The 26,695-nt window shown below is 36.7% G+C and carries 30 protein-coding genes and 1 tRNA gene; 17 read left to right on the top strand and 14 right to left on the bottom strand.

Features of this window, described 5'->3' with window-relative positions:
* Positions 1-113: 113 nt before the first annotated feature.
* Positions 114-1,106 carry a potassium channel family protein gene (locus V7112_RS18945; protein ID WP_438823919.1) on the bottom strand — a complete coding sequence of 331 codons (993 nt, stop codon included), beginning with the start codon at positions 1,104-1,106 and terminating at the stop codon, positions 114-116.
* 33 nt (positions 1,107-1,139) lie between these two features.
* On the bottom strand, positions 1,140-1,394 hold the full coding sequence (locus tag V7112_RS18950) for an atypical membrane-integrating protein (Mistic protein) (protein WP_335422752.1): 255 nt from the start codon (positions 1,392-1,394) through the stop codon (positions 1,140-1,142).
* Positions 1,395-1,520: 126 nt separating this feature from the next.
* Between V7112_RS18950 and V7112_RS18955 the strand changes: the two genes are divergently transcribed.
* The 3 genes from V7112_RS18955 to V7112_RS18965 all read left to right on the top strand — a co-directional run bounded on the left by V7112_RS18955 (position 1,521) and on the right by V7112_RS18965 (position 4,252).
* Positions 1,521-1,700 carry an H-type small acid-soluble spore protein gene (locus V7112_RS18955; RefSeq protein WP_335422754.1) on the top strand — a complete coding sequence of 60 codons (180 nt, stop codon included), beginning with the start codon at positions 1,521-1,523 and terminating at the stop codon, positions 1,698-1,700.
* 456 nt (positions 1,701-2,156) lie between these two features.
* Positions 2,157-2,315, top strand: a complete 159-nt coding sequence (locus V7112_RS18960) for a DUF2639 domain-containing protein (protein ID WP_335422756.1) — start codon at positions 2,157-2,159, stop codon at positions 2,313-2,315.
* 239 nt (positions 2,316-2,554) lie between these two features.
* A complete protein-coding gene (locus V7112_RS18965) occupies positions 2,555-4,252 on the top strand; it encodes a M3 family oligoendopeptidase (protein WP_335422758.1) in 1,698 nt (565 codons plus the stop codon).
* 106 nt (positions 4,253-4,358) lie between these two features.
* Here V7112_RS18965 and V7112_RS18970 read toward each other — a convergent pair whose 3' ends face one another.
* Entirely contained in the window at positions 4,359-5,093 is a 735-nt protein-coding gene (locus V7112_RS18970; RefSeq protein WP_335422761.1) for a polysaccharide deacetylase family protein, read from the bottom strand.
* 196 nt (positions 5,094-5,289) lie between these two features.
* On the opposite strand from V7112_RS18970, the gene V7112_RS18975 reads away from it, so the two are divergent.
* Both V7112_RS18975 and rluF read left to right on the top strand, forming a co-directional pair.
* The gene (locus V7112_RS18975) at positions 5,290-6,012 is read left to right on the top strand and encodes a CBS domain-containing protein (RefSeq protein WP_335422764.1); all 723 of its coding nucleotides are present in this window, start codon (positions 5,290-5,292) and stop codon (positions 6,010-6,012) included.
* Positions 6,013-6,259: 247 nt separating this feature from the next.
* Positions 6,260-6,967, top strand: a complete 708-nt coding sequence (rluF, locus tag V7112_RS18980) for a 23S rRNA pseudouridine(2604) synthase RluF (RefSeq protein ID WP_335422766.1) — start codon at positions 6,260-6,262, stop codon at positions 6,965-6,967.
* A gap of 72 nt (positions 6,968-7,039) precedes the next feature.
* Here the strand turns inward: rluF and V7112_RS18985 are convergent, their stop codons facing one another.
* Both V7112_RS18985 and V7112_RS18990 read right to left on the bottom strand, forming a co-directional pair.
* A complete protein-coding gene (locus tag V7112_RS18985; RefSeq protein ID WP_335422768.1) occupies positions 7,040-7,507 on the bottom strand; it encodes a CD3072 family TudS-related putative desulfidase in 468 nt (155 codons plus the stop codon).
* Positions 7,497-8,072 carry a CD3073 family putative ECF transporter S component gene (locus tag V7112_RS18990; RefSeq protein WP_335422770.1) on the bottom strand — a complete coding sequence of 192 codons (576 nt, stop codon included), beginning with the start codon at positions 8,070-8,072 and terminating at the stop codon, positions 7,497-7,499. Before V7112_RS18990 ends, V7112_RS18985 begins: the two co-directional genes overlap by 11 nt.
* Before the next feature lie 175 nt (positions 8,073-8,247).
* Between V7112_RS18990 and V7112_RS18995 the strand changes: the two genes are divergently transcribed.
* Positions 8,248-8,586: a DsrE family protein gene (locus V7112_RS18995; protein ID WP_335422772.1), complete on the top strand. Its 339-nt coding sequence runs from the start codon at positions 8,248-8,250 to the stop codon at positions 8,584-8,586.
* A gap of 97 nt (positions 8,587-8,683) precedes the next feature.
* Here the strand turns inward: V7112_RS18995 and V7112_RS19000 are convergent, their stop codons facing one another.
* The gene (locus V7112_RS19000; RefSeq protein WP_335422774.1) at positions 8,684-9,364 is read right to left on the bottom strand and encodes an SIMPL domain-containing protein; all 681 of its coding nucleotides are present in this window, start codon (positions 9,362-9,364) and stop codon (positions 8,684-8,686) included.
* Between the two features lie 355 nt (positions 9,365-9,719).
* On the opposite strand from V7112_RS19000, the gene V7112_RS19005 reads away from it, so the two are divergent.
* From V7112_RS19005 to V7112_RS19020, 4 genes are all read left to right on the top strand, one after another.
* Positions 9,720-10,145, top strand: a complete 426-nt coding sequence (locus tag V7112_RS19005) for a hypothetical protein (RefSeq protein ID WP_335422776.1) — start codon at positions 9,720-9,722, stop codon at positions 10,143-10,145.
* Positions 10,146-10,198: 53 nt separating this feature from the next.
* Entirely contained in the window at positions 10,199-10,537 is a 339-nt protein-coding gene (locus V7112_RS19010; protein WP_335422778.1) for a hypothetical protein, read from the top strand.
* Positions 10,538-10,692: 155 nt separating this feature from the next.
* Entirely contained in the window at positions 10,693-10,908 is a 216-nt protein-coding gene (locus V7112_RS19015) for a hypothetical protein (protein ID WP_335422780.1), read from the top strand.
* 106 nt (positions 10,909-11,014) lie between these two features.
* On the top strand, positions 11,015-11,314 hold the full coding sequence (locus V7112_RS19020; protein WP_335422782.1) for a DUF3221 domain-containing protein: 300 nt from the start codon (positions 11,015-11,017) through the stop codon (positions 11,312-11,314).
* A gap of 164 nt (positions 11,315-11,478) precedes the next feature.
* Here V7112_RS19020 and V7112_RS19025 read toward each other — a convergent pair whose 3' ends face one another.
* Together V7112_RS19025 and V7112_RS19030 are read right to left on the bottom strand one after the other, a co-directional pair.
* A complete protein-coding gene (locus V7112_RS19025) occupies positions 11,479-12,282 on the bottom strand; it encodes a CPBP family intramembrane glutamic endopeptidase (RefSeq protein WP_335422784.1) in 804 nt (267 codons plus the stop codon).
* 107 nt (positions 12,283-12,389) lie between these two features.
* Entirely contained in the window at positions 12,390-13,118 is a 729-nt protein-coding gene (locus V7112_RS19030) for a glucosaminidase domain-containing protein (protein ID WP_335422786.1), read from the bottom strand.
* A gap of 323 nt (positions 13,119-13,441) precedes the next feature.
* Here V7112_RS19030 and V7112_RS19035 point away from each other — a divergent pair, with 323 nt between their 5' ends.
* The 3 genes from V7112_RS19035 (at position 13,442) to V7112_RS19045 (ending at position 15,515) form a co-directional block, all read left to right on the top strand.
* A complete protein-coding gene (locus tag V7112_RS19035) occupies positions 13,442-13,963 on the top strand; it encodes a hypothetical protein (RefSeq protein ID WP_335422788.1) in 522 nt (173 codons plus the stop codon).
* Positions 13,964-14,101: 138 nt separating this feature from the next.
* A complete protein-coding gene (locus V7112_RS19040) occupies positions 14,102-14,839 on the top strand; it encodes an NUDIX domain-containing protein (RefSeq protein ID WP_335422790.1) in 738 nt (245 codons plus the stop codon).
* A gap of 61 nt (positions 14,840-14,900) precedes the next feature.
* On the top strand, positions 14,901-15,515 hold the full coding sequence (locus tag V7112_RS19045; RefSeq protein ID WP_335422792.1) for a YitT family protein: 615 nt from the start codon (positions 14,901-14,903) through the stop codon (positions 15,513-15,515).
* 166 nt (positions 15,516-15,681) lie between these two features.
* Here V7112_RS19045 and V7112_RS19050 read toward each other — a convergent pair whose 3' ends face one another.
* From V7112_RS19050 to V7112_RS19060, 3 genes are all read right to left on the bottom strand, one after another.
* Positions 15,682-17,166, bottom strand: coding sequence for an aldehyde dehydrogenase family protein (locus V7112_RS19050; RefSeq protein ID WP_335422794.1), 1,485 nt, complete (start codon positions 17,164-17,166; stop codon positions 15,682-15,684).
* A 366-nt stretch (positions 17,167-17,532) separates the two neighbouring features.
* Positions 17,533-18,495, bottom strand: a complete 963-nt coding sequence (locus tag V7112_RS19055; protein ID WP_335422796.1) for a thermonuclease family protein — start codon at positions 18,493-18,495, stop codon at positions 17,533-17,535.
* A 102-nt stretch (positions 18,496-18,597) separates the two neighbouring features.
* Positions 18,598-18,669: transfer RNA gene (locus V7112_RS19060), tRNA-Ala, on the bottom strand.
* 157 nt (positions 18,670-18,826) lie between these two features.
* Between V7112_RS19060 and plsY the strand changes: the two genes are divergently transcribed.
* The 4 genes from plsY (at position 18,827) to V7112_RS19080 (ending at position 23,956) form a co-directional block, all read left to right on the top strand.
* The gene (plsY, locus tag V7112_RS19065; RefSeq protein WP_335422798.1) at positions 18,827-19,396 is read left to right on the top strand and encodes a glycerol-3-phosphate 1-O-acyltransferase PlsY; all 570 of its coding nucleotides are present in this window, start codon (positions 18,827-18,829) and stop codon (positions 19,394-19,396) included.
* Between the two features lie 16 nt (positions 19,397-19,412).
* Positions 19,413-21,011: an aminotransferase class V-fold PLP-dependent enzyme gene (locus V7112_RS19070; protein WP_335422800.1), complete on the top strand. Its 1,599-nt coding sequence runs from the start codon at positions 19,413-19,415 to the stop codon at positions 21,009-21,011.
* Positions 21,012-21,074: 63 nt separating this feature from the next.
* Positions 21,075-22,964, top strand: a complete 1,890-nt coding sequence (locus tag V7112_RS19075) for a beta-propeller domain-containing protein (RefSeq protein WP_335422802.1) — start codon at positions 21,075-21,077, stop codon at positions 22,962-22,964.
* A gap of 80 nt (positions 22,965-23,044) precedes the next feature.
* The gene (locus V7112_RS19080; RefSeq protein ID WP_335422804.1) at positions 23,045-23,956 is read left to right on the top strand and encodes a DMT family transporter; all 912 of its coding nucleotides are present in this window, start codon (positions 23,045-23,047) and stop codon (positions 23,954-23,956) included.
* 166 nt (positions 23,957-24,122) lie between these two features.
* On the opposite strand, the gene V7112_RS19085 is transcribed toward V7112_RS19080, so the two are convergent.
* From V7112_RS19085 to V7112_RS19095, 3 genes are all read right to left on the bottom strand, one after another.
* Positions 24,123-25,079, bottom strand: coding sequence for a processed acidic surface protein (locus V7112_RS19085; RefSeq protein ID WP_335422805.1), 957 nt, complete (start codon positions 25,077-25,079; stop codon positions 24,123-24,125).
* A gap of 153 nt (positions 25,080-25,232) precedes the next feature.
* Positions 25,233-25,847, bottom strand: a complete 615-nt coding sequence (locus tag V7112_RS19090; protein ID WP_335422807.1) for a hypothetical protein — start codon at positions 25,845-25,847, stop codon at positions 25,233-25,235.
* Positions 25,825-26,370, bottom strand: a complete 546-nt coding sequence (locus V7112_RS19095) for an RNA polymerase sigma factor (protein ID WP_335422808.1) — start codon at positions 26,368-26,370, stop codon at positions 25,825-25,827. The genes V7112_RS19090 and V7112_RS19095 overlap by 23 nt, the downstream gene beginning before the upstream one ends.
* Between the last annotated feature and the right edge of the window lie 325 nt (positions 26,371-26,695).

A 26,695-nucleotide genomic window follows, 5' to 3' on the forward strand; every position in this document is an offset into this window, starting at 1 on the left:
ATCCTGATGTCTTCGTCTTTAGATCCACCTCGTGTGGGCCTAAAAAAATCGGGCGGCGAATGCGCCAATGCGCATTTGATTAAAGAAAGGGATTCCGAGTTACGGAATCCCTTTTAGCTTTTTAAAATCAAAATTTGATCGTTCTTGCGTATTTCTAGAGTTAGTGGGGGATTAATCGTGATTTCCACATCACGTTTAATGCCAATTAATATTTTTCCCTCTTTTAATAAGGTTTCACTCGCCTTTTCGAATGTCATCCCAATTAAATCAAAGGTAGTATCCAGGAACTGAAGTTTTCCTCCCTTTAAATCCACCAACATTGAGAGCAATGCATCAGACACTCCATGTGATAAAATACTATTCACCATCACTAAGCTTGAAATCCGGTTTGTTTGAATAATTTCATCAGCACCACCACGTTTTGCATTTTGGATCTGATGTGTAGTGAGTATTTCCACAATCGTGTACACGGTAGGATTTAACCCTTTTATCGCCAATAATGTGAGGATTGAAATCATATCAGCGTGTAATTCATCTTTTCCTTGGTCAGCCGTCACAAGTACCATTTCGGCATCTTGAATATTTGCTTGTTTTAATGTCTCATCACGGGTTGGGTCTCCTTTAATAAATTGAAAGTGATTTCCTGGCATCGGATTTTTTTCTAATGAATCATCTATTAACAGAATTTCAACGACCGATCCAGGGGTTTTAAGAAATGAAATAGTTTCCCTTACACGTTCATTCCACCCGATAATGATAATATGTTTTTTTCCGTGAAAGCTGGAAGTTCCTTCAAGATATGCATTTTGAGTGACAAAGGCAGAGGTAGAAATGGCTGCAAAATATCTTGTTACAATACCCGCGCCGATAAAAATAAGAATCATTCCAACGATTCTCCCCCAAAAAGAGGTAGGAGCATAATCACCGTATCCGACAGTTGCGGCGGTGACAATTGCCCACCAAACTCCATCGAAAATAGTCGGAAAGTTTTCAGGTTCAATCAGGTGTATAATCGCCCCAAAAATAATGATAACCAATAATACAATTCCTAAAAGCTTTGCAATCAAAAAACGTCTAAAAAACGAAGCTAAGACACTCGTTATCAATCGTGCCACTCCTTTCGAAAAGATGATATTTTTCTAACTTTTTTCTTTTTCATCTTTTGGGAGAAAGGAAAAAATCTCTTTAATAATCGTATTAATCCTTCGCGTAATCTCTTCATCACCAAAGGTTTTCTTCGCTTTTTCAATAGCCACGATAACCTCTTGATCAAATTCGATTAGTGGCTTATCCTCTTCTGCCTCATTGTATAGCTGAATGACAACATCTAAACCTTCATTTAATTTATCGATGGAATCACTAAGCGACTTTTTCTCATTTTCATTTAGCTTCATCGTTTTGCTCCTCGTCCTTTGTGCTTTCTTTATAGTGTGTACAAAACCTTGGTATTTTTGCATAAAATACCTATTTAGTCGGAAACTATTGGAAGGTTGGAAAATAAAAAGTAGGAGTGAAAAAGAATGGATATTCGTAGAGCGAAGCAAATCTTATCGTCTTCGAATGAAGTAACCGTTCATTATCAAGGAACCTCTGTATGGATTGACAGCTGCGATGAACAGGGGAATATGTGCACAGTACATCTAAGAGGTAGGGAGCATGAAAAAAATACTGTTCCAGTCGCAGAATTAGAGGAATTGTAAAAAGAAAAGCTCCCATTTATACGAAGGGAGCTTTTTCAATCCCATAATCCACTGATAAACTTAACAATCATATCAGTACTGAAGTAAAAATATGAGCAAAGAAAAAAAGTAATCACAACACCAGTTAGTACCCAACTCAGTATCTCCTTTTTCATTAAATCACCTCTCAATTTACTATTTGTCACTTTGTAATGTTTCATTCAATGCAAAAAAACCTCTAGGAACTCTAGAGGTTTTTTGCGATATATATATGATAGGGAAAACAGAAAAAAACGCCTCTAATTATGAGAGAGTAATTAGAGGCAAGAGAGAAATGAAAGCTTCATAGAATTAGACGCAGTGTTTCACAATAGGTTACAATTTCATTTAAATTTTTTTCAAAGATTCTACTAGTCATTCTTTTACGCTTAGGAGCATACATTTAGGACAAGCGGAAAAAATGAGGGGGAATTGAATATGGCTTATCCAGGATCAAAGGGTTGGTATGTCAAACAGTTAAAAGAAAAAGGAATTCATCAGCATCCAGTTGAACGTAAAAAGCTAGAAACATACAAAGCTTATATTCTTAGGCAACTATATTTTGAACTAGTCGTTGATAAAGATGCAAAAAAATAATTCTGCAAATAAAGCAGCCTTCTAGTAACGGGTTCGAATTTGAAGTACAAAATAATAATTTTAAAATAAAATCATATGATTAACAAGCAAACGCTTAGGGTTGAAAAAATCTCAAAGCGTTCTTTTTAATTGAAATAATAGTGTGTTCTCTGTATGCTTCTTGAAAAAAGCTAGATTTAAGAACTTGGATTAGATAGTATAATGATAGATATAACTAAAAAGGGGAAGGTGAGTTATCCATGACAAAGGATTTACGTCATAATTATTATCAAGAATTAATTGATTTAAAAGATGTAGAAGGGGTAGAAGCTCAAATTCGAAGTTTACTTGAGGTTCCAATTGAATCCGTTTCTGACCTAGAGGCGTGGTTAAAAGATGAACAGGATTTAACGATTAAAATAATGGAAGCGATGACAGGTCACCAAGTCGATTTCTACCGAAACACTGAAGATGCAGAAATCAAATCGACCTATCTTCATGATCAGCAAGTCATTCAACCACTTTTAATGAAATATGAAGCAAAACTGAATGATAAATTTTGTGAGTCTCCTTATTCACAACAATTAGATGAAAAACGGTACGGCTTAATGCGACGCGTTCGCGAATCCAAGGTTAAACTGTTCAGAGAAGAAAACATTCCATTAATGGTAAAAGAACAAGAGCTCTGTACGAAGTATAGTGAAATTATGGGTGGGTTAACAGTCGAATGGGACGGAGAGGAAAAGCCTTTTCCATTTATCCAATCCCAACTCGATAATCTAGACAGAGCCGTGAGAGAAAAAGCTTATCACAAGATGGGTACTGCCTTTCGTCAAATTAAGCCTGATATGGATGCTATCATGGACGAGCTCGTTCACCTACGCCATCAAATCGCTTTAAATGCAGGCTTTGAAAATTATCGTGACTATATGTTTGTGGTCAAAAATCGTGAATATAGTGTTCAAGATTGTTATGACTTTCATGAAAATGTAGAAAAACATATTATCCCAGCATGGAATCGACTTGCAGAAGTTTTTAAGACCAAGCTTGGTGTAGATACATATCGCCCTTGGGATAACACCGCTAAATTGATGAAAAACCCACCATACGCAGAAGTCTCAACTCTTATGGATGGCGTTTCTGAGATGCTAGGGGAGACCGACCCATATTTTGCGGACCGTTTCGATTACATGAGGGAGCATGGGTTACTAGATTTGGGAGACCGGAAAGGAAAAAGTCCGGGTGGTTTCTGTACAGGCTTACCTGTTTCAGGGGATACCTTTGTTTTTGCGAACTTTAGCCCATCCTTTTTCTCGCTGATTGCATTAATTCATGAAATGGGACATGCGGTGAATGGGTACCTACAGTTTTCCGAGCACGGTCCAATTGAGGATTACCAAATGCGAATGGAAGTTGCTGAACTGTATTCTCATGGGATGGAATTGCTTTTATTGGATAAGTTGGATCGTTTTTATCAAGACGAAGAAGATTTTAAGAGCGCACAGCGTGAAGAACTACGACGAGCATTTACCATGTTATATGGCCCCTTGTCTGGAGACCTCTTCCAGCATTGGATGTATACGAATCCTACACATACGGCCAAAGAGCGTGATGAAAAGTTCTTTGAAATCTCAAAACGTTATGGCTTAAACCCTGTCGATACTACTGGGCTAGAGGAAGAAATCGGGATGAGTTGGGCAGGTACCCTTCATTTCTTCGAGGTTCCTTTCTATAATATTGAATACTCCATCTCGATGCTTGGTGCTCTGCAATTACTTGAGAATTATCAGAAAGACCCTAAGCAAGCTGTTGAATCCTTTAAAAAAGGGGCAAGTGCGGACTACAATCAATCCATCGCAGCTATTTATAAGGAAACTGGAGTCAGCTTTGATTTTTCAGAGCCGGCTGTTAAGCGAATGGGTGAATTCCTAGAAAAATTCATTCAAGACATTCATTAATATAGTTGGAGAACAGAGTAGGTTCTTAAAGGGAGAATTGAAGTTTTTTGTACAAAAAAGCACCGCTAGTGAGATTATCTAGTGGTGCTTTTGTTTTACTCGTCTTTCATTCCCCTTCAACGATCTTTGCAAATTCATCAAGTGTAGTTGAATACTTGATATAGATTCTCGGTAAAAGATAAAGTTCATCTTTTATGCCCTGCTCAGAATATAGTTCAGGAGTTGTCGTAATCCCAAACATATAGTATTTCTTCGTTTCTGCTACAATCTTGTTATTGAAATTTCCGTATGGATACGCAAGAGCAATTACAGGTTTACCCGTTACTTTTTGAATGATTTCTTTTGATCCTTTCAGTTCGGCTTCGACATTTTTTATTTTCGCTAAATCAGGATGTGTAGCTGTATGGGACTGTATTGAGATGATCCCGGAATCAGCCATCATTTTTAAATCAGATTTGGATAATCGGTTGGTGCGACCGATAAAGTCAGAAATAACAAAAATGGTACCAGTTGGTTTAAAGCGTTCGTTTTTTAGATTTTGAAAGATACCAAATGCATTCAGATTGTTTTTGTACCCATCATCAAAAGTAATGAAAATAGGCTTGTTTACTTTATTAGTGTCCTGCCATCGATCAAACGTTAATAATGTGTAGCCATGGTCTCTTAGATAAATCATTTGTTTCTCGAAATTTTTCGGTGTTACATATAACTCCTTAGAACCTAGCCCTTTAAATTCGTCAATCGAATGATAGACCAAAATAGGTACTTTACGCTCGGCAAAAACTTGTGATGGAAGATTTACTAGTAGAAGACAAAGGAAAAACATTGTAATTTTTTTCATAGAGATCCTCGCTTTTTATTACTTTTAAATTTATTGTTCCGCAAAATCACAGGACTATTTTAATTTCTCCAATATTACATTCCATCTACCATTGACCAATTGTGACTTTGTAAAGATGCTTCTTTTTTTGCGCATTATATCCCCAATTCTTCTCATTTTTAAAATATAATAGTAGATGAGTAGGAGGGGATATAAAGTGGAAACAGTTGAAATCGATTTATCGGAACGTTTTGAGATTGCATTCAATCGAATTCATAAGGCACTAAGTAAAATGGTTAAAAACATAAATGGTGATATTTTTACTCAATTGGTCGCACATGGAGCAAAAAGACATGCCATTATCCGTTCTTACAAGGATGAACTCTTTCAATTTGCTAAGCTTCGAAATGCCATTGTCCATGAAAAATTAAGGGCTGATTTTTATATCGCAGAGCCTCACCAAGATGTCGTCGAACGAATTGAAGAAATAGCAGAAGTGTTAGAAAAGCCGGTTACAGCATTTTCTATTTCGAGTAACCCAGTTGTCTATTTCAATTATCATTCTTCAATCAAAGATGTAATCCTTGCGATTCATAATAATACGTATACAAAATTTCCTGTTTACAAAGATGGTTCATGTGTGGGAATTTTAACATCTGGAGCCGTTTTAAAATGGATGGCTAAGCACTTATCCAATGATAGTATCGATTTAGCCAATATTCGAGTGGGGGAAGTAATTCCGTACGAAACAAAACATCTCATCGATTTCGTCGGTAAGGACCGAGATATATTTGACGTGGAAGACATGTTTGAAAAACGACATGCCCATGGGAAAAAACTAGAGGCTGTCATCATCACTGAAAATGGACAAATCGATGAAAAGCCGTTAGGGATTATCACATCATGGGATCTCATTGAAATTGACTATATTGTGAATTAATACGGCGTGTTTGCAGACGTTCCCTTTCCATATATGGAGGGCAACGTCTGTATTTATTTATACTATAGTTGACTTTTTGTTGGTTTTTTCTCCAACAATTCAAATAAAAGAGTGTGACATCCTTTTGATAATACTGGGCTATTTCATGATATATTGTCCATATACCTAATTATAGATTGTGAATCATCCTTAAAATAAAGTATAGTTAGTATCACAGAAGCAATCATTTGATTTAGGATGTGACGATATGCGTATTAATAAATTTATAAGTGAATCTGGAAAAGCATCTAGACGGGGTGCCGATAAATTAATTACCGATGGAAGAGTTTTTATTAATGGAAAACGAGCAACGATAGGTAGCCAAGTTGAACCTGGGGATGAGGTTAAAGTAGACGGAAATCCAATCCGAGTAGCAAGAAATAATGTCTATATAGCCTTAAATAAACCTGTAGGCATTACTAGTACAACAGAAAAAGGGGTAAAGGGGAATATTGTTGATTTGGTCAACCATCCATTAAGGGTATTTAATATTGGGCGTCTGGATAAGGATTCAGAGGGTTTAATACTTCTTACGAACGATGGCGACATTGTTAATGAAATTCTGCGTTCCGAAAATAGGCATGAAAAGGAATATATCGTTTCAGTAGACAAGCCAATTACTCCAGAATTCTTGAAGAAGATGTCAGAAGGAGTCAAAATACTAGGTACAAAAACACTACCTTGTGAAGTAGTTCAATTATCAAAATTTGATTTTCAAATCATTTTAACACAGGGGCTTAATCGTCAAATTCGCCGCATGTGCGCTGAACTAGGATACGACGTTTATCGATTGCAAAGAATCCGAATCATGAATATTCATTTAGGCAATCTTCCTCCTGGGCAATGGAGAGATTTATCAAAGAAAGAGCGAATGCAATTGTTTAGAGAATTAGACTATGAGCCGAAGGAATGGTAAATATCTCTATGAACGGACAAAAGGGGCTAACCACCAGCATATTTACATGCTATTGGGGGTTGGGCCCTTAAATTAGTCTTTAATATAATGTAAATTGCTATTAAAAATTGGATTACTATTATTAGGCAAATACCACAAGGTTTTCAAATTAATCTTATTTTCTTCAAACAGGGCAATCAACTCTTCCATGAATATGCCCCTAGAAGGGTCGCATGAAGGACTGCTTTTGATTCCTAATATCCCTGCTATTTCGTAGCCATTTTTTAAATACTCTTTTGCTTGATTAAGGAATGGTTTAAGGATTTCTTTGCAATGTTTCCTATATTCAGGAGTATTATATTGCTCGTACGTCATGGACGGTCTGCTTAAACCAAGAAATGTGAATTCAGGGCAGGGGAGCTGCAAAAATCCAAATCCCTCTTTTATTGCCCAATCTATCGCAGACATAATAGCTCCTTCTGCTCTTGCTTCGTTTTCAATCACCGTATTCTGATTTAAGATACAATGGGAAACCAGTAAAATCTTTTTACTACGCTGCATGGTTCTTCCCCTTACTCATTATTTTTGTAAAACTTGGAAGACGTACTATTAAAAACATGACCAGCATACAAGTGATAATCTTATCAATAAAGTTCCCGGTTATTCTTGAGATAAAGGTCGATGCAAAAACACTTTCGCCAGAAGCTCTTAACCACAAAACAATCAAATCCATTCCACTCCCATTAAGTCCTCCAAAGACTGCGACAGCAATTGGGGTCCCTATTAAAGGAGCAATGATTGACACAAGAATTCCCGTTGAAATAGCAATGTACCATTTTGTAAAGTCAAACCTTCTGGCTATAAACCCAACAACTAATGCAATGGCAATATTGACAAGACCAAAGAAAATAGCTGAGGCACCCGTTGTTGCTCCTAATACAACATTCGTTAAACCCCCGGTTAAGACTCCCCACCAAGGACCAAATAAAACGGAAATCAACACTGTTCCAATCGTATCAAGAAACAACAGTGGAATTTTCATCCAAGAAACCACTGTACCTAATACAACGTTTAGTGCGATTCCCATTGCTGAATAGGCTAAGATAAATGTTTTATTCGTTTTCATTCTATTTTTCATCCCCTCCCAAATTGAATATTAATAAATGCACGCCCATGTCTAATATATTGTGAATCCATTATCTATATTTCATTTTTTTAATTAAAAATTTCAATTGGTAACATTATTGGTTCTTGTTTTAAATATGCTAACATTAAATTATTAAACCAGTGAGGTGGAAAAAATGAAAAATAAAGTAATTTTACTTGCTTCCGATCAGCTAGGCAAAGGAGAAAAAGAACTAGGCGAAGGGGTATTAGAAACCCTTTTCACTATACTGAAACAAAAAGAAGATCTGCCTGTAGCGGTTTTTTGTATGAACCGGGGTGTGTTTACATTAACGGAAAATTCGCTTGTTTCACTCCAATTAAAAGAACTGGAAGGAAAGGGGGTTGACGTTCTTGCTTGTAAAACATGTGTTGATTATTATGAGCTGAATGATAAACTTGCAGCTGGAAAGATAAGCGGGATGGCCCAATTTATTGAACTAGCCTCAAAATATGAGGTAATTACTCTGTCTTGAGGTTAAAGAGGTTTCGTAAAAAAAGCATAAAGAAACTGCACCTATTGAGGTGCAGTTCATTATTTTGATTTGAAGAAAATAATTCCTATAAAATAAACTAAAATAAATAAGTAAATGTCGCCTCAATCCTAGCAGTTATCGTTAATTCCCCTGGCTGAATAGGTGTAGCAGCTTCGCTTTTGGCAAACATCGCGGTTTGAAATGGGATTGGTGGAGATTGTTGGGATAGTTCCTGAATATAAAGCGGGGTTTCTTGAAGCTGAACTCCTAATTTATTGGCGATTGTACGAGCTTTTGCCCCGGCATCCTCAACAGCATTTTCAAGCGCTTTTGCATAATAAACCTGTGGATTTGAAACAGTAAAATTAACACTTGTAACTGTGTTAGCTCCGTTCTGAACAGCCGTATCCACTACGCTACCGGTTTCTTGAATGTTTACATCTGAAATTTGCAGCATGTGAACAACCCTATATCCCTTCAAAGTTTGCTTTGAATTTTCGTAAGCATAAAGGATTTCAATTCGATAATCTACTGTTTTGATATTTTCATTGGGTATTCCTAGCCCAACGAGAGATTGAATGACCTTGTTTGTAATCTGGTTATTTTCGTTTTGAGCAACCAAAACGGTACTGCCTTCAGTTATAACCCCTAATGTAATAGTTGATGAAGTCGGTGTCGCTGTGACAGTTCCTTCTCCATTGACCTTCAATTTATTTTGGTTAGCATGCTGACTTCTAACCGGCATTGTGCGCATCATCCAAGGTTCATAATAATACATGGGTTAGCCCCTTCCTAAAATCATTTTTTTGTATTGTATTAGTTCGAGCTAATTTCGGTGTAAGAATCCAAAGAAAAAGCCAACGAATTTCGTCCTCTGTGTGTAACCTTTTTGAGAAAAATTATGTGAATCTTTCAAATATACCACGTAATTTTATGTTAAAGTAAAAATAAGGAAATGGTTATAACTATGTTTTTGGATGTGTGAAATTGAGGAAATACTTTCTTTTACCAACAATAGTAATAATAGATAGTTCTATGGCTTATTTTTAAATGTATTACTGTCATCTATCGGACATGATTATAAATTTGGAAGGATGAAATTTATAGAAAAAGGCAATGTGAGGGGGTTTTTTTTGAAAAAATATTTATTCGTTTCTCTGATAGTACTAATAATTGGAGTAGTTTTTATTAACTTTTATAGGTATCGTGAGCAGGACTTAGGCGAGTTATTAGATGTGGGTAATGTTGATAAGATTCATATTATTACAGAGTATAAAGACTCTTATGAATTTGAAATTTCGAAAGTTGATCACGAAACGATTCATAAACTTGCTGACTTTTTAAATCAATACAAAGTAAAACGGACTAATAAGGATGGTTGGATCTCTAATTATGAAAATGAAAGATTTGAACTGATCCTTGGATACAAAAATGGGGAAATTGAAATATATACACTTGAGCGGGATGTTGTTGTATCAAACAAAGTATACAAGATAATAAATGCCCCTTTGGATTATCAGTGGATACAGGAATTTGAACGTGACATCAATTCTAAGTAAGAATGAACGCAGTAGATTTGTGAAAAATTTTATCAAATTCAAGGAGATAATCGATGAGTAAAAAACGAATTAAAATCTTCACCTACGTTTTAATTATATTGCTATTTCTAACCTTACCATTATCAAAACCTTCTCCAGAGGCTTTTAATAAGTGGTTAGCAAATAAATATGATACAGAGTGTGTTGGAGATAATTGTGAACATAAAAATTCGCAGGAAAAAGTTGTACACAGAACTATAGATGATTATATTTTTATAAATAAGATGGGCATAATCCTTGAAGATGAAGAAGGGCGTAGAACACTAATTGAAGGAATAGGGATTTTGGGAACTTTCATTCCATTTACATTCAATCCAGGACATAGTCCGTTCATCGATATTTACCAATATTAAAATTTATGAATATACGTCTCTATTTTTAGTATAGAATACTTTTTTATATAAGCGTTTTTCAAGTAACGGATGCGTTGATTGAGGAATTAACGCTTTTTGTGTTGAAATTAATGTAAGAATGGTGCACGCATGTTTAATAAAGGTGGAGATAAAAGATGAAAGAGAAAAAGGTAAAAAAGCAGCTTAAAATGGGATTTATTTTATTTGGAATTTTATTAATATCGGGAAGTTTACAAATTATTTCGACTCCTTTTCACTTTGTTAGAGTTGTATCGTTAATTGTGGTTATTGGAAGTTCATTAAGTTTAGGTGCATTTATTAGGGAATTTTTTATACTTAAAAAGTCAATAAACCTTAATCAAGAAAATTAATTTTCTGATTCAAATAAGGATACGAATGCTCAATTATGACAGTTTCTCCTGGTGCTAAAGGCGCAGTTAGAGAACCAAATAAATATGAAGGGGAGGTAAAAACTAATTGAAAAAAGATTTTATTATATTGTTGTTAATCTGTCTTGCTTTAGTAGGTTGTAACAATAAGGAAGAAGTTAAAGGTGCGTTTGATATTAAGGGAAATGTTATTGAAATAAATGCTAAAGAAAATAGCCTATTAGTAGAGGAGAAAGATAAAGGCCTAACTTGGGTTACGTTACCCGAAAGTGGAAACATCAAGGATTTTCAGGAAGGAATGGAAGTTGTTGTTTGGGTAGATGGCGGTGTAGACACATCCTTTCCAGCAGCCGCAAAAGCATTAAATATTGAGATAACATCGCCATAACAATATACTGTTATGGTAGTTTTTTTAGCCTAAAATCAACAGGGTATTTGAATTGCCACATTCAAATTTGCAGTGTTTAATTAAACAAGTTATGAATTACAATAAAATGAGGGGGAGCAATTCATGCGCGAATTGGTACCCCTTTTTGATTGTTTTTACCCTTTCTACCTTAAAACCGAACCAGGCTGCGAATTTCCTGCACTTAATTTGAATTTCTTTCTTCTAAATAAGGGTCCAAAAATGACATGTAAAAAAATATCTCCTGTAAAGTGAGCAATCATGGCAATTTCAATTCCATACTTCCAGTACAAATACCCGAACAGGATTCCAGGAATCGCATTAAGTAAAATCGTGCGCCACATCACAAGTTTTGTCTTCCCGAAAAGCCCAAAAGCAGCGGGCAAATGACCTACACCAAATAAAAGGGCGGCAAAGAAGATGCCAATCCAATAGGAAGCATTTCCTAAACTAATAAGGTTGGATACATAAACCACTGCTGTCATTATAAATAAGCGGGTTAAAACTTCCTCTGAAATACCTCCGTAAAACGAAGCTAAAAATGCCTGAAATTTCGAAGGTTCATCTATATCGACCTTGGGCATTCTTTTCATAAATAAGAAATCCAATCCGATTATGACAATTGCTGCAACAGCACCGACAACAATACTCAGTAGAATTGCCCCTGAAATGGAATAAGGAACAGCAGTACCATTTAACCATTGATCTATTAGCCACCAATGTAGATCAACCTTAGGTGCTAGCCATGTTCCAATAAATGCGGCAACACCTAAAAGCACAACACTTTGTAAAATGCTAATCAAAACAAGCACGGGAGTGGGTGGTATCTTTTTGGTTGGATTCTTTTTAGCATCTTCTTCAATTCGGCCTTTAAGCATTTTGAATTGATACGGCATGACCGCGATTGCTCCAATTGATGCGGCTATCCAAAAAATAAAAAACACTGTCATTCTTAGCACCCTCATTCACATTTATATTCTGCAGATAATACGAATGAGATGGTAAAAAAGTTCACCTAAAAATGCAAAATAAAAAGGCGCCTTAAAGGCACCAACATTTAAGCTTGTTCATCTTTTACGTCGTTCATGATGGATACAATATTTTTAACCCAGTGATTATTTAACCCAGTCGCATCATTTGCCGCTTCACTAGGAGCATAAACTGTTTGAATTTCACCAATTGTTTCATTCCCGTTTTGAACATAATATTGCTTTAAATAGATTGCCTTAAAGCGAATACTATCTTCGATTGAAAGAAACTTTTGCCAATTGGTTCCACCTACTACTAATTGTCCGCAACCAGGGTTTGGGTAATCTTCACCAAAGATATTTGTATATATTTCGGGCATACAAGTAATACCCCCAATATTATTCCATGGGGAACTTGCAATATCGGAATTTCCCCAACCCGTCTCCTGAGCAGCTAATGCAGCTAAAAATATGGGATCAATATCATGTTCTTCGCCTGATTCTACAAAGTTGGGTCCTAGACCTTTTAAATTCCCTTTTAAATGCTTGTCCAATTCAGAACCAGAGATTGTATTTTCCTGTTCAATATTATAATTTTTCGAAGCCATTTCAACAGGTTGGCTTTGAACAGGCTGATTTTGCTGTTCTTGATGATTTATGTTTTCCTTCTTTATTTCTTGTGGATGATTGTTATTTGTTTCAATTGTTTCAGCATTCGAATGATGGATTGTAGCAAAAATACTAGTTCCCATTATGAATAGAACACCAAGTAAATAGAGAAGGGCTGATTTCTTTTTTGTAAGAGTTGAGATTTTCAACGAATCCTACCTCCTTCATAAGACCTTTTTCCTACTTAGGAAACTATCCTAACATAGTAATATGTCAATCATGTTACAAAGCTGTTATGACGATTTTATAAATATATGACAACAAGAAAGCATTGCTTGTAAAAATGCTAGTAGTCTAGTATAATCGGAAACTGTATGTTTGTTGTAAGAAACGTAAACATTTCCCATTTTTATCAATAAAATGGAAGTAAATAACAAAGAAGGGTCAAAGACTAAGTACGCCACGTCCTGATGTCGTCGTCTTTGTGACCCATCTCGTGTGGGCCTAAAATATACAATGAAAGGTGTTTATCATGTATTTTCAAAGTTTGCTAATGAAAGAGGATCTGAATAAGAGCCCGTCAGAGGTCAAACAGGATTTAGAGGATTTGCAGTTTCAGATTTATCGCATGCAGAATAACATAAAAGAAATATCAAAAAAACATCAAATCATCGGTATTGACCAATCGAAGGATGATAAATGGGTTATCGTCTCAGCCTTTGATGATGGAAACCAATGTAAAATTATGGTGAACGAATGTGAATCAGCCTATAAAGGTCACTGGGATTTTTCAATTCATGCTCAGTACAAAGATGAGGAAAATGCGATTCATATCGGTGACATAAAAGGTCCCGAGAACCAAGGATATGGTTCAATCTGCATGAATCATTTAAAAGAAATCGCTCGTGAACAGAACATTCCTGTGATTAAAGGTGATATAGCTAAAAGAGACTGGGACCATGTTGACCGTCTTGTCTATTTTTATGAAAAACACGATTTCGAAGTTGAAATCGATCCTACCACAAAATCGGGTGAAATTATTTGGAAAGATTAATTAAAAAGCGAAAGGTCTGCTTACCATTTATCATGAGGTAAAGCAGGCCTTTTTATTTTGGAAAAATTTGCTCCTGTCCAAACGAATTAAAACCTTTTGCGTAAGATACATTATCTATGACTAAAGGATTGAAGATGCATGCTTTATAAAAGAATCACATACAGTGTCGAACCCAACAAAGCTTCTCGATGTGCCCGATTTTTAAATGATCACTTTATCCCAATACAAATTAAAAATGGAGCAAAACTAATTGGGCAATGGCAAACAGAATCTTCCGAGGAAATGATATCAATTTGGGAGTATCCCAATATGGACGAGTATTTGAAGATTGAAAAGAGGGTATTAAAAGAGAAGCAAAAAGTGGGGGACTTTCAAAAGCTGTATCTGAATTATGAGGAGGATTTCTTAACCTCAACAAGCACATATGAATTTCCGAAGCATACGGTTAGTGTTAGTGGTTTTATTACGAATCAAAATCAAGAAACATTATTAGTCAAAACCTATTGGCGATCGGATACATGGGAGCTGCCTGGTGGAGCCGTTGATGAAGGGGAAACATTGGATAAAGCCCTTTGTCGGGAAGTTTTTGAAGAAACGGGAATCCACATTAAGGTTCAGGGTGTAACAGGCATCTATTCAAATGGAAGTACAGTTTCGATTGTCTTTCGTGGTAAGTCTATAGGAGGAAATATCGCGACATCAAATGAGACAAAAGAAGTAGCTTTTATAAAATTAAATGAATCAAATGTTGATGAATATATTAAAAGAGCAAAATTTAAACCGCGGGTTCTTGATGCACTAAAAGGTGATTATGCACCATATGAAGCATTTAAGGTGAGACCATACGAATTACTTGCAAGATACAAAGCAGAATAAGCATTGTTATTCTGAAAAAAAGTGTTACCATTGTGATAGATATGACGTAGGAGCTAACATTATGAAAATACTAAACAAAGGTTTGATACTTGGAAGTGCAGCGGTGATTCAAGGGTTTGCAATGGCAACTTTTCTATTTCCACACTTTATCCCAACTGGTGGAGCCGCAAGTGTTGCAGTCTTGTTCAATTATATAGCGGGTATTCCTTTTGATATTACATTATGGATTTTAAATGCAGGTCTATTAGTTGCAGCTATTAAGTGGCTAGGAAAGGGAACAGCCATTTGGACGTTGTATTGTGTCACAGTAACAGCGATCACAATTCGTATCTTGACTCCCTTCATTATAAATCCAATTTCTAATGTCATTGTCGATTTACTTGTAGGCTCTGTTGTTTTTGGAGTAGGGATTGGCATTTTATTTCGCATGGGAGCTTCATCAGGTGGAATGGATATTTTAGCTTTAATTATTTCAAAACTAAAAGGATATTCACCAGGGAAAACCCTGTTTGCGATTAATGGGACGATATTGCTGACGACTGGGATTGTGGTGGATTGGAGAATTATTATTTATGCACTTGTGGGCCAATTTATAAGTACTAGGATTTTAGATCTCGTTTGTAAAATCCAATTGCCAAAACAACAGAGGCAAAAACATAATGCAACAATTAGCTAACGAAAAGGCTAGAACCCATATTACAGGTTCTCGCCTTTTTGTTGTCTAGCTCAAGGCGCCATCGGCTCTCTGGTCTAAGCCATTCACTCCGGAAGGTACTACACACCTTCCGTCAGCGCTCGTCTTATGCCTGTCGCCTAAGGCTGCGCGCCTTGCGCTTTTCTTATTAGTTCATTGCAATCCAAACACTCTTTACTTCTGTATAGTTGTTTAGCGCATAAGATCCCATTTCACGGCCAATACCTGATTGCTTATATCCACCGAATGGAGATGCTGCATCAAATGCATTATAGCAGTTCACCCAGACAGTTCCTGCACGAAGATTGTTCGCAATATAATGAGCTTTAGATACATCTTGTGTCCACACTCCAGCTGCAAGACCATACTCGGAATTATTGGCACGACTAATTAACTCATCAAGGTCGTCATATGGCATTGCGGAAATAACAGGACCAAAGATTTCTTCTTTTGCGATTGTCATTTCATCTTTAACGTTTGCAAAAATAGTTGGAGATACGAAGTAACCTTCTTCGTAAGGCTTTTGACCACCTACGACTAGTTCTGCCCCTTCGTTAAGTCCTTTTTCGATATATCCTAAAACGCGATTTTGTTGTTCGATAGAAACAAGTGGTCCAATTTCTGTATCCGAATGTAGACCGGCACCTTGTTTAATTTTTTCAGCATGGCTTGCCATGTCTGCCACAACATTATCAAATTGTTTCTTTTGGATAAAGACACGTGATCCCGCACAGCAAACCTGACCTTGGTTAAACATAACTCCGTTTAATGCTCCAGGAATGGCTTTTGAAAGATCGGCATCCGGTAAAATAATGTTAGGAGATTTACCTCCTAATTCTAATGTTACCCGTTTTAATGATTTTGAGGCTCTTTCCATGATTGATTTTCCGACTTCAGTTGAACCAGTAAACGCAATCTTATCAACCAGTGGATGATCAACAAGCGGCTGACCAGCTGTTTCACCAAAGCCAGGAACAATATTGACAACCCCTGCAGGGAATCCTGCTTCTTCCATTAGCTCAGCTAGATAGAGAGCAGAAAGAGGAGTTTGTTCGGCCGGCTTTAAGACAACTGTACAACCAGTTGCAAGAGCTGCACCAAGCTTCCACATGGCCATTAACAGCGGGAAGTTCCATGGAATGATTTGTCCCACAACTCCAACAGCCTCATGGCGAGTATAGTTAAAAAATGGTCCATTTACAGGGATTGTTTGTCCAACGATTTTCGTAGACCATCCTGCATAATAGCGCATATGTTCAATTGCTAGAGGAATATCTGCATTTGACGTTTCACGAATCGGTTTCCCATTATCCAATGTTTCCAATTGTGCTAGCTCATCTTTATGTAGCTCCATCAAATCTGCCAGTTTATACATGATACGGCTTCTTTGGGCTGCGGTCATTTTTTGCCATGGGCCTTCATCGAAAGCTTTTCGGGCTGCTTTTACAGCACGATCAATATCCTCTGGACCTGCCTCACTCACAGTAGCTAATACTTCTCCAGTCGCAGGATTATAGGATTCGAAAGTTTTTCCAGAAGCACTTTCAACAAATTCTCCATTGATATAAAGCTTCTTGGTCCCATTTAAAAATGACTCAACCTTTTCTCGTAATGCAAAAATTAATTGGCTCATTTTTTTCCTCCTTTATTTATAAAACTACTATACAAGCATTGTGAAAATGCCTACATTACTATGTTAACATTTTAAAACTAGTAATCAATCAACTTTTAACGAAAGATTCAGACAACTTACGACGGTTTTTTTCGACATAAAAATGAGTTTGTTCTATACATGTGAGATTCGGACAGGGTGAGGGGAAAGTCGTGTGTAAAAGTCCAAATGTGCGTTTCATTTGGACAGCGTAAGAACAAAACAAGAGGAATGTGTCAGAATACGTGCGTCATTCGGACAGGATAAGAGAAAAATAGTGTATTAGAGTCCGAAAGTATGCTGCATTTGGACGGAAGGATAAAACAGAAAAAGCCCAAGCTTTTAACTTTAGGATGCTTTTTCACATGCCCAATTGTCTTTGTCTCGGTCATGTCTAGGTTCATAAGCCTGATGTGTGGATGGAACACCGTTTGGATAGACTTTACGAAGTTCCGTACAATTTTTATAGGATTCCTTTCCATCACCTGTGTTACTGCTAGTGCCACCACCTGATGATGAATTGCTCGTTGGGACTGTTGATTTTGAACCCCCTTTATCGAGATCACCTTTTGTAGTCCCGTTTTCCCCGTACGCCCAAAGTCCAATTTCGTTCTCACGTGCTTCACGCGCGAACTTTACAAAATAATCGCTATAGGTAACATCTGGTGGGTAGGTCGAGGGTTCTGCATACCCATTTAAGACGAGTTGTGCATTGAACATTTTTGACCGTATTTCTGCTTCATCCATAACATTTGCTGGGACAGAAAGCCAGATGAGACGTAAGTAGCGGTTATATCGATCTGTATCAGATACATCCTTTTGAAGCCACACTTTTTTTCCTTCCAGTTCGGTGGTTGTATAGTTGCTTGCTTCTTTACCATACACTTCTTGCCTAGTTGTTGATTCAGGTGTATTCACGCCGACTAAGCGAATCTTCCGACCATCCGAAAGTTCAACCGTGTCGCCATCAACAACTCGGGAGACGATTACTGCTTCTAAGCCGAATGTCTGAGCTTGTTCGTCCGTTTTTTGTTCGGCTTGTTGCCTGTCACGTTCTTCTTTTGCTTTTTGTTCAGCTTCCTCTTTTTGTCTCGCTTCTTCAGCCGCTCTTTGTTCTGCTTCTTTTTTAGCTTGCTCCTGCTCGGCTTTTTCCTTTTCCTTTGCTGCTAATTCTTCTTTTTTGGCTTGTTCTGTTATTTGTTCTTTCAGCTCTTGCTTCGTGGTTTCTTCGTCACTTATCGCACATCCTGTAATAGTCACAATGAGGATAATCCGCAAAAGAATTCCTAAGCGTCCTAATAATTTTTTCACCGTATTTCCCCCTAAAAGATTAAAAATAAATAGCAAACAAAGGAATGCTTCATATACAAGAAAAAAAGCCACTCTAGTTGAACTAGAATGGCTTTTGCGTAATGGAGTTGATGGGAATCGAACCCACGACCCTTTGCCTGCCAGGCAAATGCTCTCCCCCTGAGCTACAACCCCGAATGAATGTAGAAAAATTATACCATGACATCTTATAATAGACAATCTTTTTGCATGAGAATGCTCCAAAGTTCATATATTTCTACTAAAAAAGTAATAAGACAAACCTCAGCAAAAAATGGTAAAATTTGATTAAACCGAAAATGGTGGTGAACTCGTGATTTATTTATATGTACTAGCCTCTTATTTTATTGGAACGATTATGACTGCCTATGTGGTTATGAGGTTTATGCTAGGTGAAGATATCAGGAAACTCGGAAGTGGAAATGTAGGTGCCAGGAATGCTGGTAGATTGCTAGGGAAGAAAGGCTTTTTGTTAACTGCCTTAGGCGATGTGCTAAAAGGGCTGCTAGTTGTCTTAGGTGCAAAATACCTGGGATTCTCCTTTGAAATTCAAATTCTGTCCCTTATCGCAGTTGTGGTCGGACATATTTGGCCAATCACCCTTAAATTTAAAGGTGGAAAAGGAATTGCGACAGCTGCAGGCGGCCTAGTTGTCTTAACTTATCAGCCATTTCTCGTGTTTGCTGCAATCTTTCTATTTTTGTTAACACTTTCGAGAAGCTTCACATTAGCGGGGATGACAGCTTTCTTTACAATGCCATTTATCTATTGGTTTATGGATTATTCAATACGGGAATGTGTACTTATTTTTATTGTAATCGCCTTATTACTATTTGCTCACCGCGATAATCTAAAAGAAAGACTAGTGAAAAAAATCAATTAAGTGGAGTGATTCCATCATGACATTTGTCTATAAAATAGCTCGGTCCAAACATGAGTTTGATCAAATCCATCGCTTAAACTATAAAACCTTTGTTGAAGAAATTCCACAGCATAAAAAAAATGAAGAAAAGATGTTAGTCGATAAATTTCATGATCAAAATACATATTTAATTTGTGTAAAGGATTCAAAAGTAGTAGGTATGATTGCTGTAAGAAGCAACAGACCGTTTTCACTAGATTATAAGATGCCTAATCTTGATGAGCAATTACCGGTAAAACCTGCTAAACCTTGTGAAATTCGCTTACTATCGGTTGAAGAAGAATATCGTAATAATGGGAGAATCTTTTTCGGGCTTGCCGGTCTAATGTCTACTTATTGCTTGAAGGAAGGCTATGATGTTGCCTTGATTTCTGGAACAACAAGACAAGAAAAATTATATCGACAGCTAGGCTTTAAACCATTTGCCTCATTAACTGGAACTTCGGAAGCCTCTTTTTGGCCGATGTATTTAACAAAACAAACCTTTGATGAGTCGCTTGCAGGTAGAATTTTAAAAGAACCGGTTAGTTTTTTGCCAGGTCCCATTAAAATTCATGAAAATGTAAAAGAAGCTCTTCAACAAGAGCCGATTTCACATCGTTCAAATGAATTCTCATTACAAATGAAATCTGTAAGAGAGAAGCTTTGTAGCATGACAAATTCAAAGCATGTGGAGGTTTTAGTCGGTTCGGGAACTCTTTCAAATGATGTGGTCGCTGCTCAGTTAGCTATTTTAGAAGGAAAAGGCTTAATTGTAAGCAATGGGGAGTTCGGTTCAAGATTAATTGACCATGCCGATCGAGCAGGATTAGCTTTTAAAAAGCTAGAAAAAGAATGGGGAGTACCTATTACAGAAACAGAGATTAAGAAAGAGCTTGAAACGGGGGATTATGCTTGGCTATGGGCCGTCCATAGTGAAACTTCCACGGGAATGCTATCAAACTTCAAAAACCTAAAGGAAATCTGTCTTCAAAGTAATGTGAAACTCTGTCTTGACTGTATCAGCACGGTTGGTGCTGTTAAGCTAGATTTTCAGGATGTCTATTTCGCATCGGGAGTCAGTGGTAAAGCGATTGGTGGATATACGGGTTTATCATTTGTCTTCCATAATCATGAAGTTTATCCTAACCAGTCAATTCCAAGATATCTTGATCTCGGGATGTACGCTTATCATGACAGCATTCCGTATTCCCATTCCTCGAACATGCTTGAGGCATTGCATGAAGCACTGCAAAAATACAAAAATGATGATTACTATCTAGAAATTAAAACAAGATATAAGATGATTCGTGAGTATATTGAAGGTCTAGGACTGCAGATTTTAACATCGCCTGAATATTCATCACCTGCAATCATGACAATTCTTTTGCCAGAACATATCTCTTCAAAGGATTTTGGAGATGATATGGCACTACACGGATATTACCTTCATTATGAAAGTCGCTATTTACAAGAAAAGAAATGGATCCAAATCTCGTGCCTGAGCAGCCATGAAGAAAAGGATATTTTAAAAATGCTACGTATATTTGAGCTTTTGTTAAACCAATATGCAAAAACCGGAGAGCCTTCTATATAGAGGGCTTTTGTTATTGAAACTTTTCCTACCCATTTTCGTCTAAGTGAAAAAGGGGTGAAATGGATGAAGAAGAGATGGATTTTTTATCTGTCTGCGGTCATTCTGATAACGGCTCTGACGGCTATAGTTACCTCTTCAAAGCCGGCAGTTGTCAGCCAAATGGATACTGAAATTCAGCCTGTCACAAAAGAAAAGCTACAAGAAATATTTCGGGATGCGATTAAAGAGGAAAAACGCAATCGAAGGTATAGTTTATTCGGGAGGGATACTGCCCAACAGGAAATGTCAGTATCAAATGAATCACCTGCAGCGGATAGTGCCGCAAAAGGTGGGAGTGATTATTCAGAGACGAACACCCAGGTTCAAGGTGTTGATGAATCAGATATCGTAAAAACTGACGGTAAATATATTTATCAACTTATTGATGGGAAACTAAATATCATCAAAGCAGCGCCTGTGAAGGAAATGCAGGTAATCACAACAATTCCATATTCTCACTCATTTTCACCAAGTCAAATGTTCTTATACGAAGACAAGCTTGTCGTTATCGGTTATTCGTTTCATGATATGACACCACATCAAAATCAACGTAAAATGATTTATCCACCTAGACATTTTGAAGCAACAACAGCGATTGTTTATGACATAAAGGACCAAAAAAACCCTAAGGAAATACGTAGAGTAGAGGTTGAGGGAACCCATTTGACTTCACGCAGAATTGATAACTACGTGTATCTAGTTACGAGTCATTTTCCGTATTATTGGATTATGGAAGACGTGAAAGATGATGATATCGAGCTTAGACCACGTTTCTCAGATACAGCAAATAATGAGGAAAGTTCTTTGGTGCCGTATGAAAAAATTCAGTATATCCCTGGTTCAAAAGAGAGTAATTTTACCTTAATTGCTGCAATTGACTTGAATGACCCTAATAAAGAAGCCTCCATTACTTCTTATTTAGGTAGCGGAAATTTATTGTATATGTCAAAGGAAAACATTTATATCGCAGTAGCAAACTATAACGCAATTCCATTTAGGGAGGATGGCTCCAATTCCCCTGATACAAATGTCTATAAATTTTCAGTGGATGGGGAAAAAGTCGAGTTCCATAGTTCAACTGAAGTACCGGGAACGATTTTAAATCAATTTTCAATGGATGAATACAATGGAACCTTCCGGGTAGCCACAACAAAAGGGGATACCTGGAATAACAGCAAACCATCCGCAAACAATTTGTTTATTTATGATGAGAATTTAAAACAAATAGGTTCTTTAAGTGATCTGGCGCGTGGAGAGCGAATCTATTCAGCACGCTTCATGGGGGAACGCATTTACATCGTGACCTTTAAGCAAGTAGATCCATTGTTTGTCATTGATGCTAGTGACCCAAAAACTCCAAAGGTGCTTGGAGAGCTTAAAATACCTGGCTTTAGCAACTACCTGCATCCATATGATGAAAACCATGTAATTGGTTTTGGACAGGACACGAAGGTAGTCGCTGATAAAACAATCAATAATGAGCCAATGGTTTATACAGATGGTGTGAAAATTTCGTTATTTGATATTCGGGATGTAAATAATCCAAAGGAGAAGTTCACAGAAGTCATTGGTGGCCGTGGAACATACTCCCCATTAAATTACGACCATAAAGCTCTTTTATTTAATAAGGAAAAAGGAATTTTTGCTTTCCCAATTACTGTCTATCAAAATATAGAAGGGAAAATGTTTGAGCAAAGATTCGAATTTCAAGGAGCATATGTATACGACATCGATATAGAAGGAATCGACTTAAAAGCAAAAATATCAAATGATACCGGTTCGTATGAAACATGGGAGGGGGAAGTACAACGACTTCTAACGATTGACGACACATTGTATGCCATCTCACCGACAGAGGTTTCAGCATATGACCTAAAAGATTATCAGCAAATTGCCGAAACCTCTTTAAGATAAAAGGGTAGAATTTCTTCTATCCTTTTTATGCATTTATCTTATATACTATATAAGATTATATTTGAAATGAAGTGACATACATGAATCAACCAAAAATGAATCCATACTTTGTATTGGCAGTTGGTGTCGTTGCAGTCTCGACGTCAGCTATTTTTGTGAAATTAGCAAATGCACCTGCACCGGTTATTGCGTTCTACCGGCTATTTTTTACAGTCTTATTAATGCTTCCGGTTTTTTTATGGAAATATCGAAAGGAACTACGGGTCATAACCAAAAAGGACTGGCTATTTTCCACAATCTCAGGTGTGTTTTTAGCACTCCATTTTATCCTATGGTTTGAATCACTCAACTACACATCGGTAACGAGTTCAACTGTATTAGTAACCATGCAGCCAGTTTTTGCTTTCATAGGAACCTATTTCTTGTTTAAAGAAAAAATTAGTTTAGGTGCGATATTGAGCACCTGTCTTGCTTTAGGAGGAAGCATCATAATTAGTTGGGGTGATTTCCGAATTAGTGGGAGTGCTTTATACGGCGACTTCTTAGCAATCATTTCGTGTGTGATGGTTACAGCCTACCTTCTCTTTGGGCAAACTGTTCGAAAACGCTTATCGCTTGTCACATATACATTTGTTGTTTACAGCATAAGTACAATAACATTGTTTTTATATGTAGTGATTTTTAAATATCCGCTAGGTGGATACGCTGGTCAAGACTGGATGTACTTTTTACTATTAGCAATTGTTCCAACTTTACTTGGTCATAATCTTTTCAATTGGTCATTAAAATGGGTAAGTACCTCAACAATTTCAGTTAGTATTTTATTTGAACCAGTTGGCGCGGGCATTCTAGCCTATTTTATCCTTTCAGAAAAAATTATCCATACACAGATTATGGGAGGAGTTATTATTGTAGTCGGTATTTGGCTGTACTCCATAGGTGAAAGGAAGAAAAAACAGCGGGTTTCATTATCAGAACAAAGTGTAGGTTAAAAAGATAAAAGCCATGTCTACAATGACATGGCTTTACACTTTACAAAGTGTGGTTTCGACCCCACTTTGTAAGTAAGCCTCTGGCAGATGCCACAGATTTTCAAAGGAAATTTTTCGAGCAAACTCGAAAAAATCTGGGCGCAAATACGCCAAGGTGTATTTGATTCTATGCATATTTTCGAGTTATTAATACAGCTCCTACACCAAGAAACATGCATAGGGCGCCAATTAAGAGAAGGTTCGCATATGGGCTTGCCGTAGTAGGAAGCTTATTCCCCTGAACCTTAACACTCATTTCTGTTGCCAAGGTTGCAACGGTTAAGAGTTTTTCTCCACGCTCAATGATAAAATCAGATGCTAGCATTTCCTCGGAAACTTTGAGATCCAGTAGGTATTCATCATTAGCTCGATATAATTCAACAAGCAGTTCAGCACCATCAAGTGTATCCATTTGAAGTAGCTTATTATAAGCTATTGCCTCTCTAGCACCATCCTTTAATAGATAGTATCTCGGTTGTAATTCAAAGACTTCAATCATTTTATCGTACATCACGATAAGCTCTTTTTGGTGTTCAGATGATAATCCTTCTGAGCTATTATAGGAAAAGTATCGCTCTAAATTAGTGTTAATCGATCTCATTTTCTCTTCAAGATTTATATCATTAAGGCTTAAAAAGTGGAGAAATAATCCATCAATCTCGTCTTCTGTTAGCCCAACCTCCGATAGCATCCGCTCTGCTTCTACCAATACCTCAGCATGATTTAGATAGAAATCAACTGTTGTTTCAAGGTCCTTAATGAATAAATAATCCTGTACCGACTCTCCGAAACCGCTTAGGATATGATGCAATTCATCCTCATTAATATTATGCTTCGTTAATAGAGTCTGGACGGTCTCATTATTAACTGGCTCACCTAAATAGGAAACCAGCTCATTCACACTTTCAAAATCCTTTAAGGATAAATCAAAAACTGCTAAATAGTCCTCAAGATCATCTTCAGTTAAACCAGTCTGTGTTGTATATTTTTTTAATTCCTCAGGGGTAACGTCAGCAAACACTCCAACAGACAAAAACGCAAGCTGGAATAAAAAAATAACCCCAACTAATAAAAACTTCTTCATTCCTCTTCCTCCAAGCCATTATATTCATAGTTGTAGTATTTTCAACTTTTACCAAATAATGCATACAAAGGAGGAAATTAAGGGGAAATCGAAATTTAGTTTGATATGTTTGCTTAAAGATTTAATGACCCGTGAACTGACTTCAAATTGGGTTTAGTTGATTGTAAATGTTTTAGCTATTTCATGAATAATCTCTAGGTCTGCATTGAAATCCGAAGCTCCGAAATAGCCGGGACTATTTGCGTGAAAATACAAATCATAGATGACTTCTTGATCATTAGGTTGAATGAAATAATGAACAGTTTGAATGGCGTGCATTTGCTTTACATGAAAAAGGACTCGTTGGGTTGGTTCCAGAAAATCTTCTAACATTTCATTTTCAAATATACCTGGCTGAGACAAAAGCTCTTGTTTTAATTCATTGTTGATCTTCTTCACCCCACCAACTTCTGTTCCATTTTTTAAAAATACATATGTGGCACCTTGTTCTTCAATCGTAATTTCTTTTGGAAGATCGATCATAAATGACGAGACATGATCAGCATGAGGGGGTGCCTTCTCAAAAATGGAATTATAAGAGTATGTTCCAATCCCAATTATGAGTATTAACATAACCGCTGCTGACAGTAACTGCATAATGAATCGGTTTGAAAAAATCCTGTTCATTTTCTTCGTTTCGCTTACTCTAATATTTGTAATAATATGGGTTTTCTGGGCTTCGCTTAATTGAAATTTGGGAAATGATTTATTTGGATAGGAATCCTTCATAGTCTTTTTCCTCTCCTTTGTTGATAGATTTAAGATTTTTCTGTAATGCTTTAATAGCTCGATGGTAAGTTAATGAAACTTTGTTAGTAGTCCATCCTAAAATGGTAGCTGTTTCTTCAACACTTAGTTCTAAAATTAATCGTGAAATAAGAACTTCTTTATAAGATTTCTTTAGGTGAAGAATTGTTTGGTGTATATCAGAAAGAACCTCGTCTAAAAGAAGGGCACTTTCTGGATTGGAATGGTCAAACGAGATTTGTTTGTTCGCCAGTAGATCAAATGGTTGGAATTTGATTAGTCTTTTCCGACGGTTCTTATCGATTACTAAATTCCTCGCAATTGTAAGTAGCCATGTCTTGGGGTGTGAACGTTCCTCAAAGGTGGGAAATGATTGAATTGCTTTTAAAAAAACCTCCTGAACATCATCATCAACATCAAAAGACCCTGTGTAATAAATAAGGAAGTTATAAACATCATCGCCATACTCATAAAACCATTTCTCGATTTGACTGATTTGTGCCAAACGTCGAACCCCCTTTGTGTATTCCTTTATATAATAGACGATTAAAGCATCAACATCTTTCATATTTAAGAAATTTTTTTTAGAAAAGTGAACTAAAAAATACTGACAAACCATTAAAGGAATGTCAGTATTTGATAGGGAGAATAACTCTTTAATAAAAGGAACTAGCAAAAAAACTAAAAACGAAGGCCATTATGATAGACGAAACAAATGTAATGAAAGTACTTGCTTCGATTCTTCCCTCATTATTACTAATTCTTAAACCCTCTATATAAACAAATGAAAACAAGAATAAACACATCGCTAATGATAAAAACATTCCTAC

The sequence above is a fragment of the Bacillus sp. JJ1566 genome, assembly GCF_036962685.1.
Classification (GTDB): Bacteria; Bacillota; Bacilli; order Bacillales; family Bacillaceae_L; genus Ferdinandcohnia.

Excerpts from the sequence above, each read along its gene's own strand:
- V7112_RS18950 (WP_335422752.1), bottom strand. The coding sequence starts at position 1,394 with ATGAAGCTAAATGAAAATGAGAAAAAGTCGCTTAGTGATTCCATCGAT.
- V7112_RS18955 (WP_335422754.1), top strand. The coding sequence starts at position 1,521 with ATGGATATTCGTAGAGCGAAGCAAATCTTATCGTCTTCGAATGAAGTA.
- V7112_RS18960 (WP_335422756.1), top strand. The coding sequence starts at position 2,157 with ATGGCTTATCCAGGATCAAAGGGTTGGTATGTCAAACAGTTAAAAGAA.
- V7112_RS18965 (WP_335422758.1), top strand. The coding sequence starts at position 2,555 with ATGACAAAGGATTTACGTCATAATTATTATCAAGAATTAATTGATTTA.
- V7112_RS18970 (WP_335422761.1), bottom strand. The coding sequence starts at position 5,093 with ATGAAAAAAATTACAATGTTTTTCCTTTGTCTTCTACTAGTAAATCTT.
- rluF (WP_335422766.1), top strand. The coding sequence starts at position 6,260 with ATGCGTATTAATAAATTTATAAGTGAATCTGGAAAAGCATCTAGACGG.
- V7112_RS18985 (WP_335422768.1), bottom strand. The coding sequence starts at position 7,507 with ATGCAGCGTAGTAAAAAGATTTTACTGGTTTCCCATTGTATCTTAAAT.
- V7112_RS18990 (WP_335422770.1), bottom strand. The coding sequence starts at position 8,072 with ATGAAAACGAATAAAACATTTATCTTAGCCTATTCAGCAATGGGAATC.
- V7112_RS18995 (WP_335422772.1), top strand. The coding sequence starts at position 8,248 with ATGAAAAATAAAGTAATTTTACTTGCTTCCGATCAGCTAGGCAAAGGA.
- V7112_RS19000 (WP_335422774.1), bottom strand. The coding sequence starts at position 9,364 with ATGTATTATTATGAACCTTGGATGATGCGCACAATGCCGGTTAGAAGT.
- V7112_RS19010 (WP_335422778.1), top strand. The coding sequence starts at position 10,199 with ATGAGTAAAAAACGAATTAAAATCTTCACCTACGTTTTAATTATATTG.
- V7112_RS19015 (WP_335422780.1), top strand. The coding sequence starts at position 10,693 with ATGAAAGAGAAAAAGGTAAAAAAGCAGCTTAAAATGGGATTTATTTTA.
- V7112_RS19025 (WP_335422784.1), bottom strand. The coding sequence starts at position 12,282 with ATGACAGTGTTTTTTATTTTTTGGATAGCCGCATCAATTGGAGCAATC.
- V7112_RS19035 (WP_335422788.1), top strand. The coding sequence starts at position 13,442 with ATGTATTTTCAAAGTTTGCTAATGAAAGAGGATCTGAATAAGAGCCCG.
- V7112_RS19040 (WP_335422790.1), top strand. The coding sequence starts at position 14,102 with ATGCTTTATAAAAGAATCACATACAGTGTCGAACCCAACAAAGCTTCT.
- V7112_RS19045 (WP_335422792.1), top strand. The coding sequence starts at position 14,901 with ATGAAAATACTAAACAAAGGTTTGATACTTGGAAGTGCAGCGGTGATT.
- V7112_RS19050 (WP_335422794.1), bottom strand. The coding sequence starts at position 17,166 with ATGAGCCAATTAATTTTTGCATTACGAGAAAAGGTTGAGTCATTTTTA.
- V7112_RS19070 (WP_335422800.1), top strand. The coding sequence starts at position 19,413 with ATGACATTTGTCTATAAAATAGCTCGGTCCAAACATGAGTTTGATCAA.
- V7112_RS19075 (WP_335422802.1), top strand. The coding sequence starts at position 21,075 with ATGAAGAAGAGATGGATTTTTTATCTGTCTGCGGTCATTCTGATAACG.
- V7112_RS19080 (WP_335422804.1), top strand. The coding sequence starts at position 23,045 with ATGAATCAACCAAAAATGAATCCATACTTTGTATTGGCAGTTGGTGTC.
- V7112_RS19085 (WP_335422805.1), bottom strand. The coding sequence starts at position 25,079 with ATGAAGAAGTTTTTATTAGTTGGGGTTATTTTTTTATTCCAGCTTGCG.
- V7112_RS19090 (WP_335422807.1), bottom strand. The coding sequence starts at position 25,847 with ATGAAGGATTCCTATCCAAATAAATCATTTCCCAAATTTCAATTAAGC.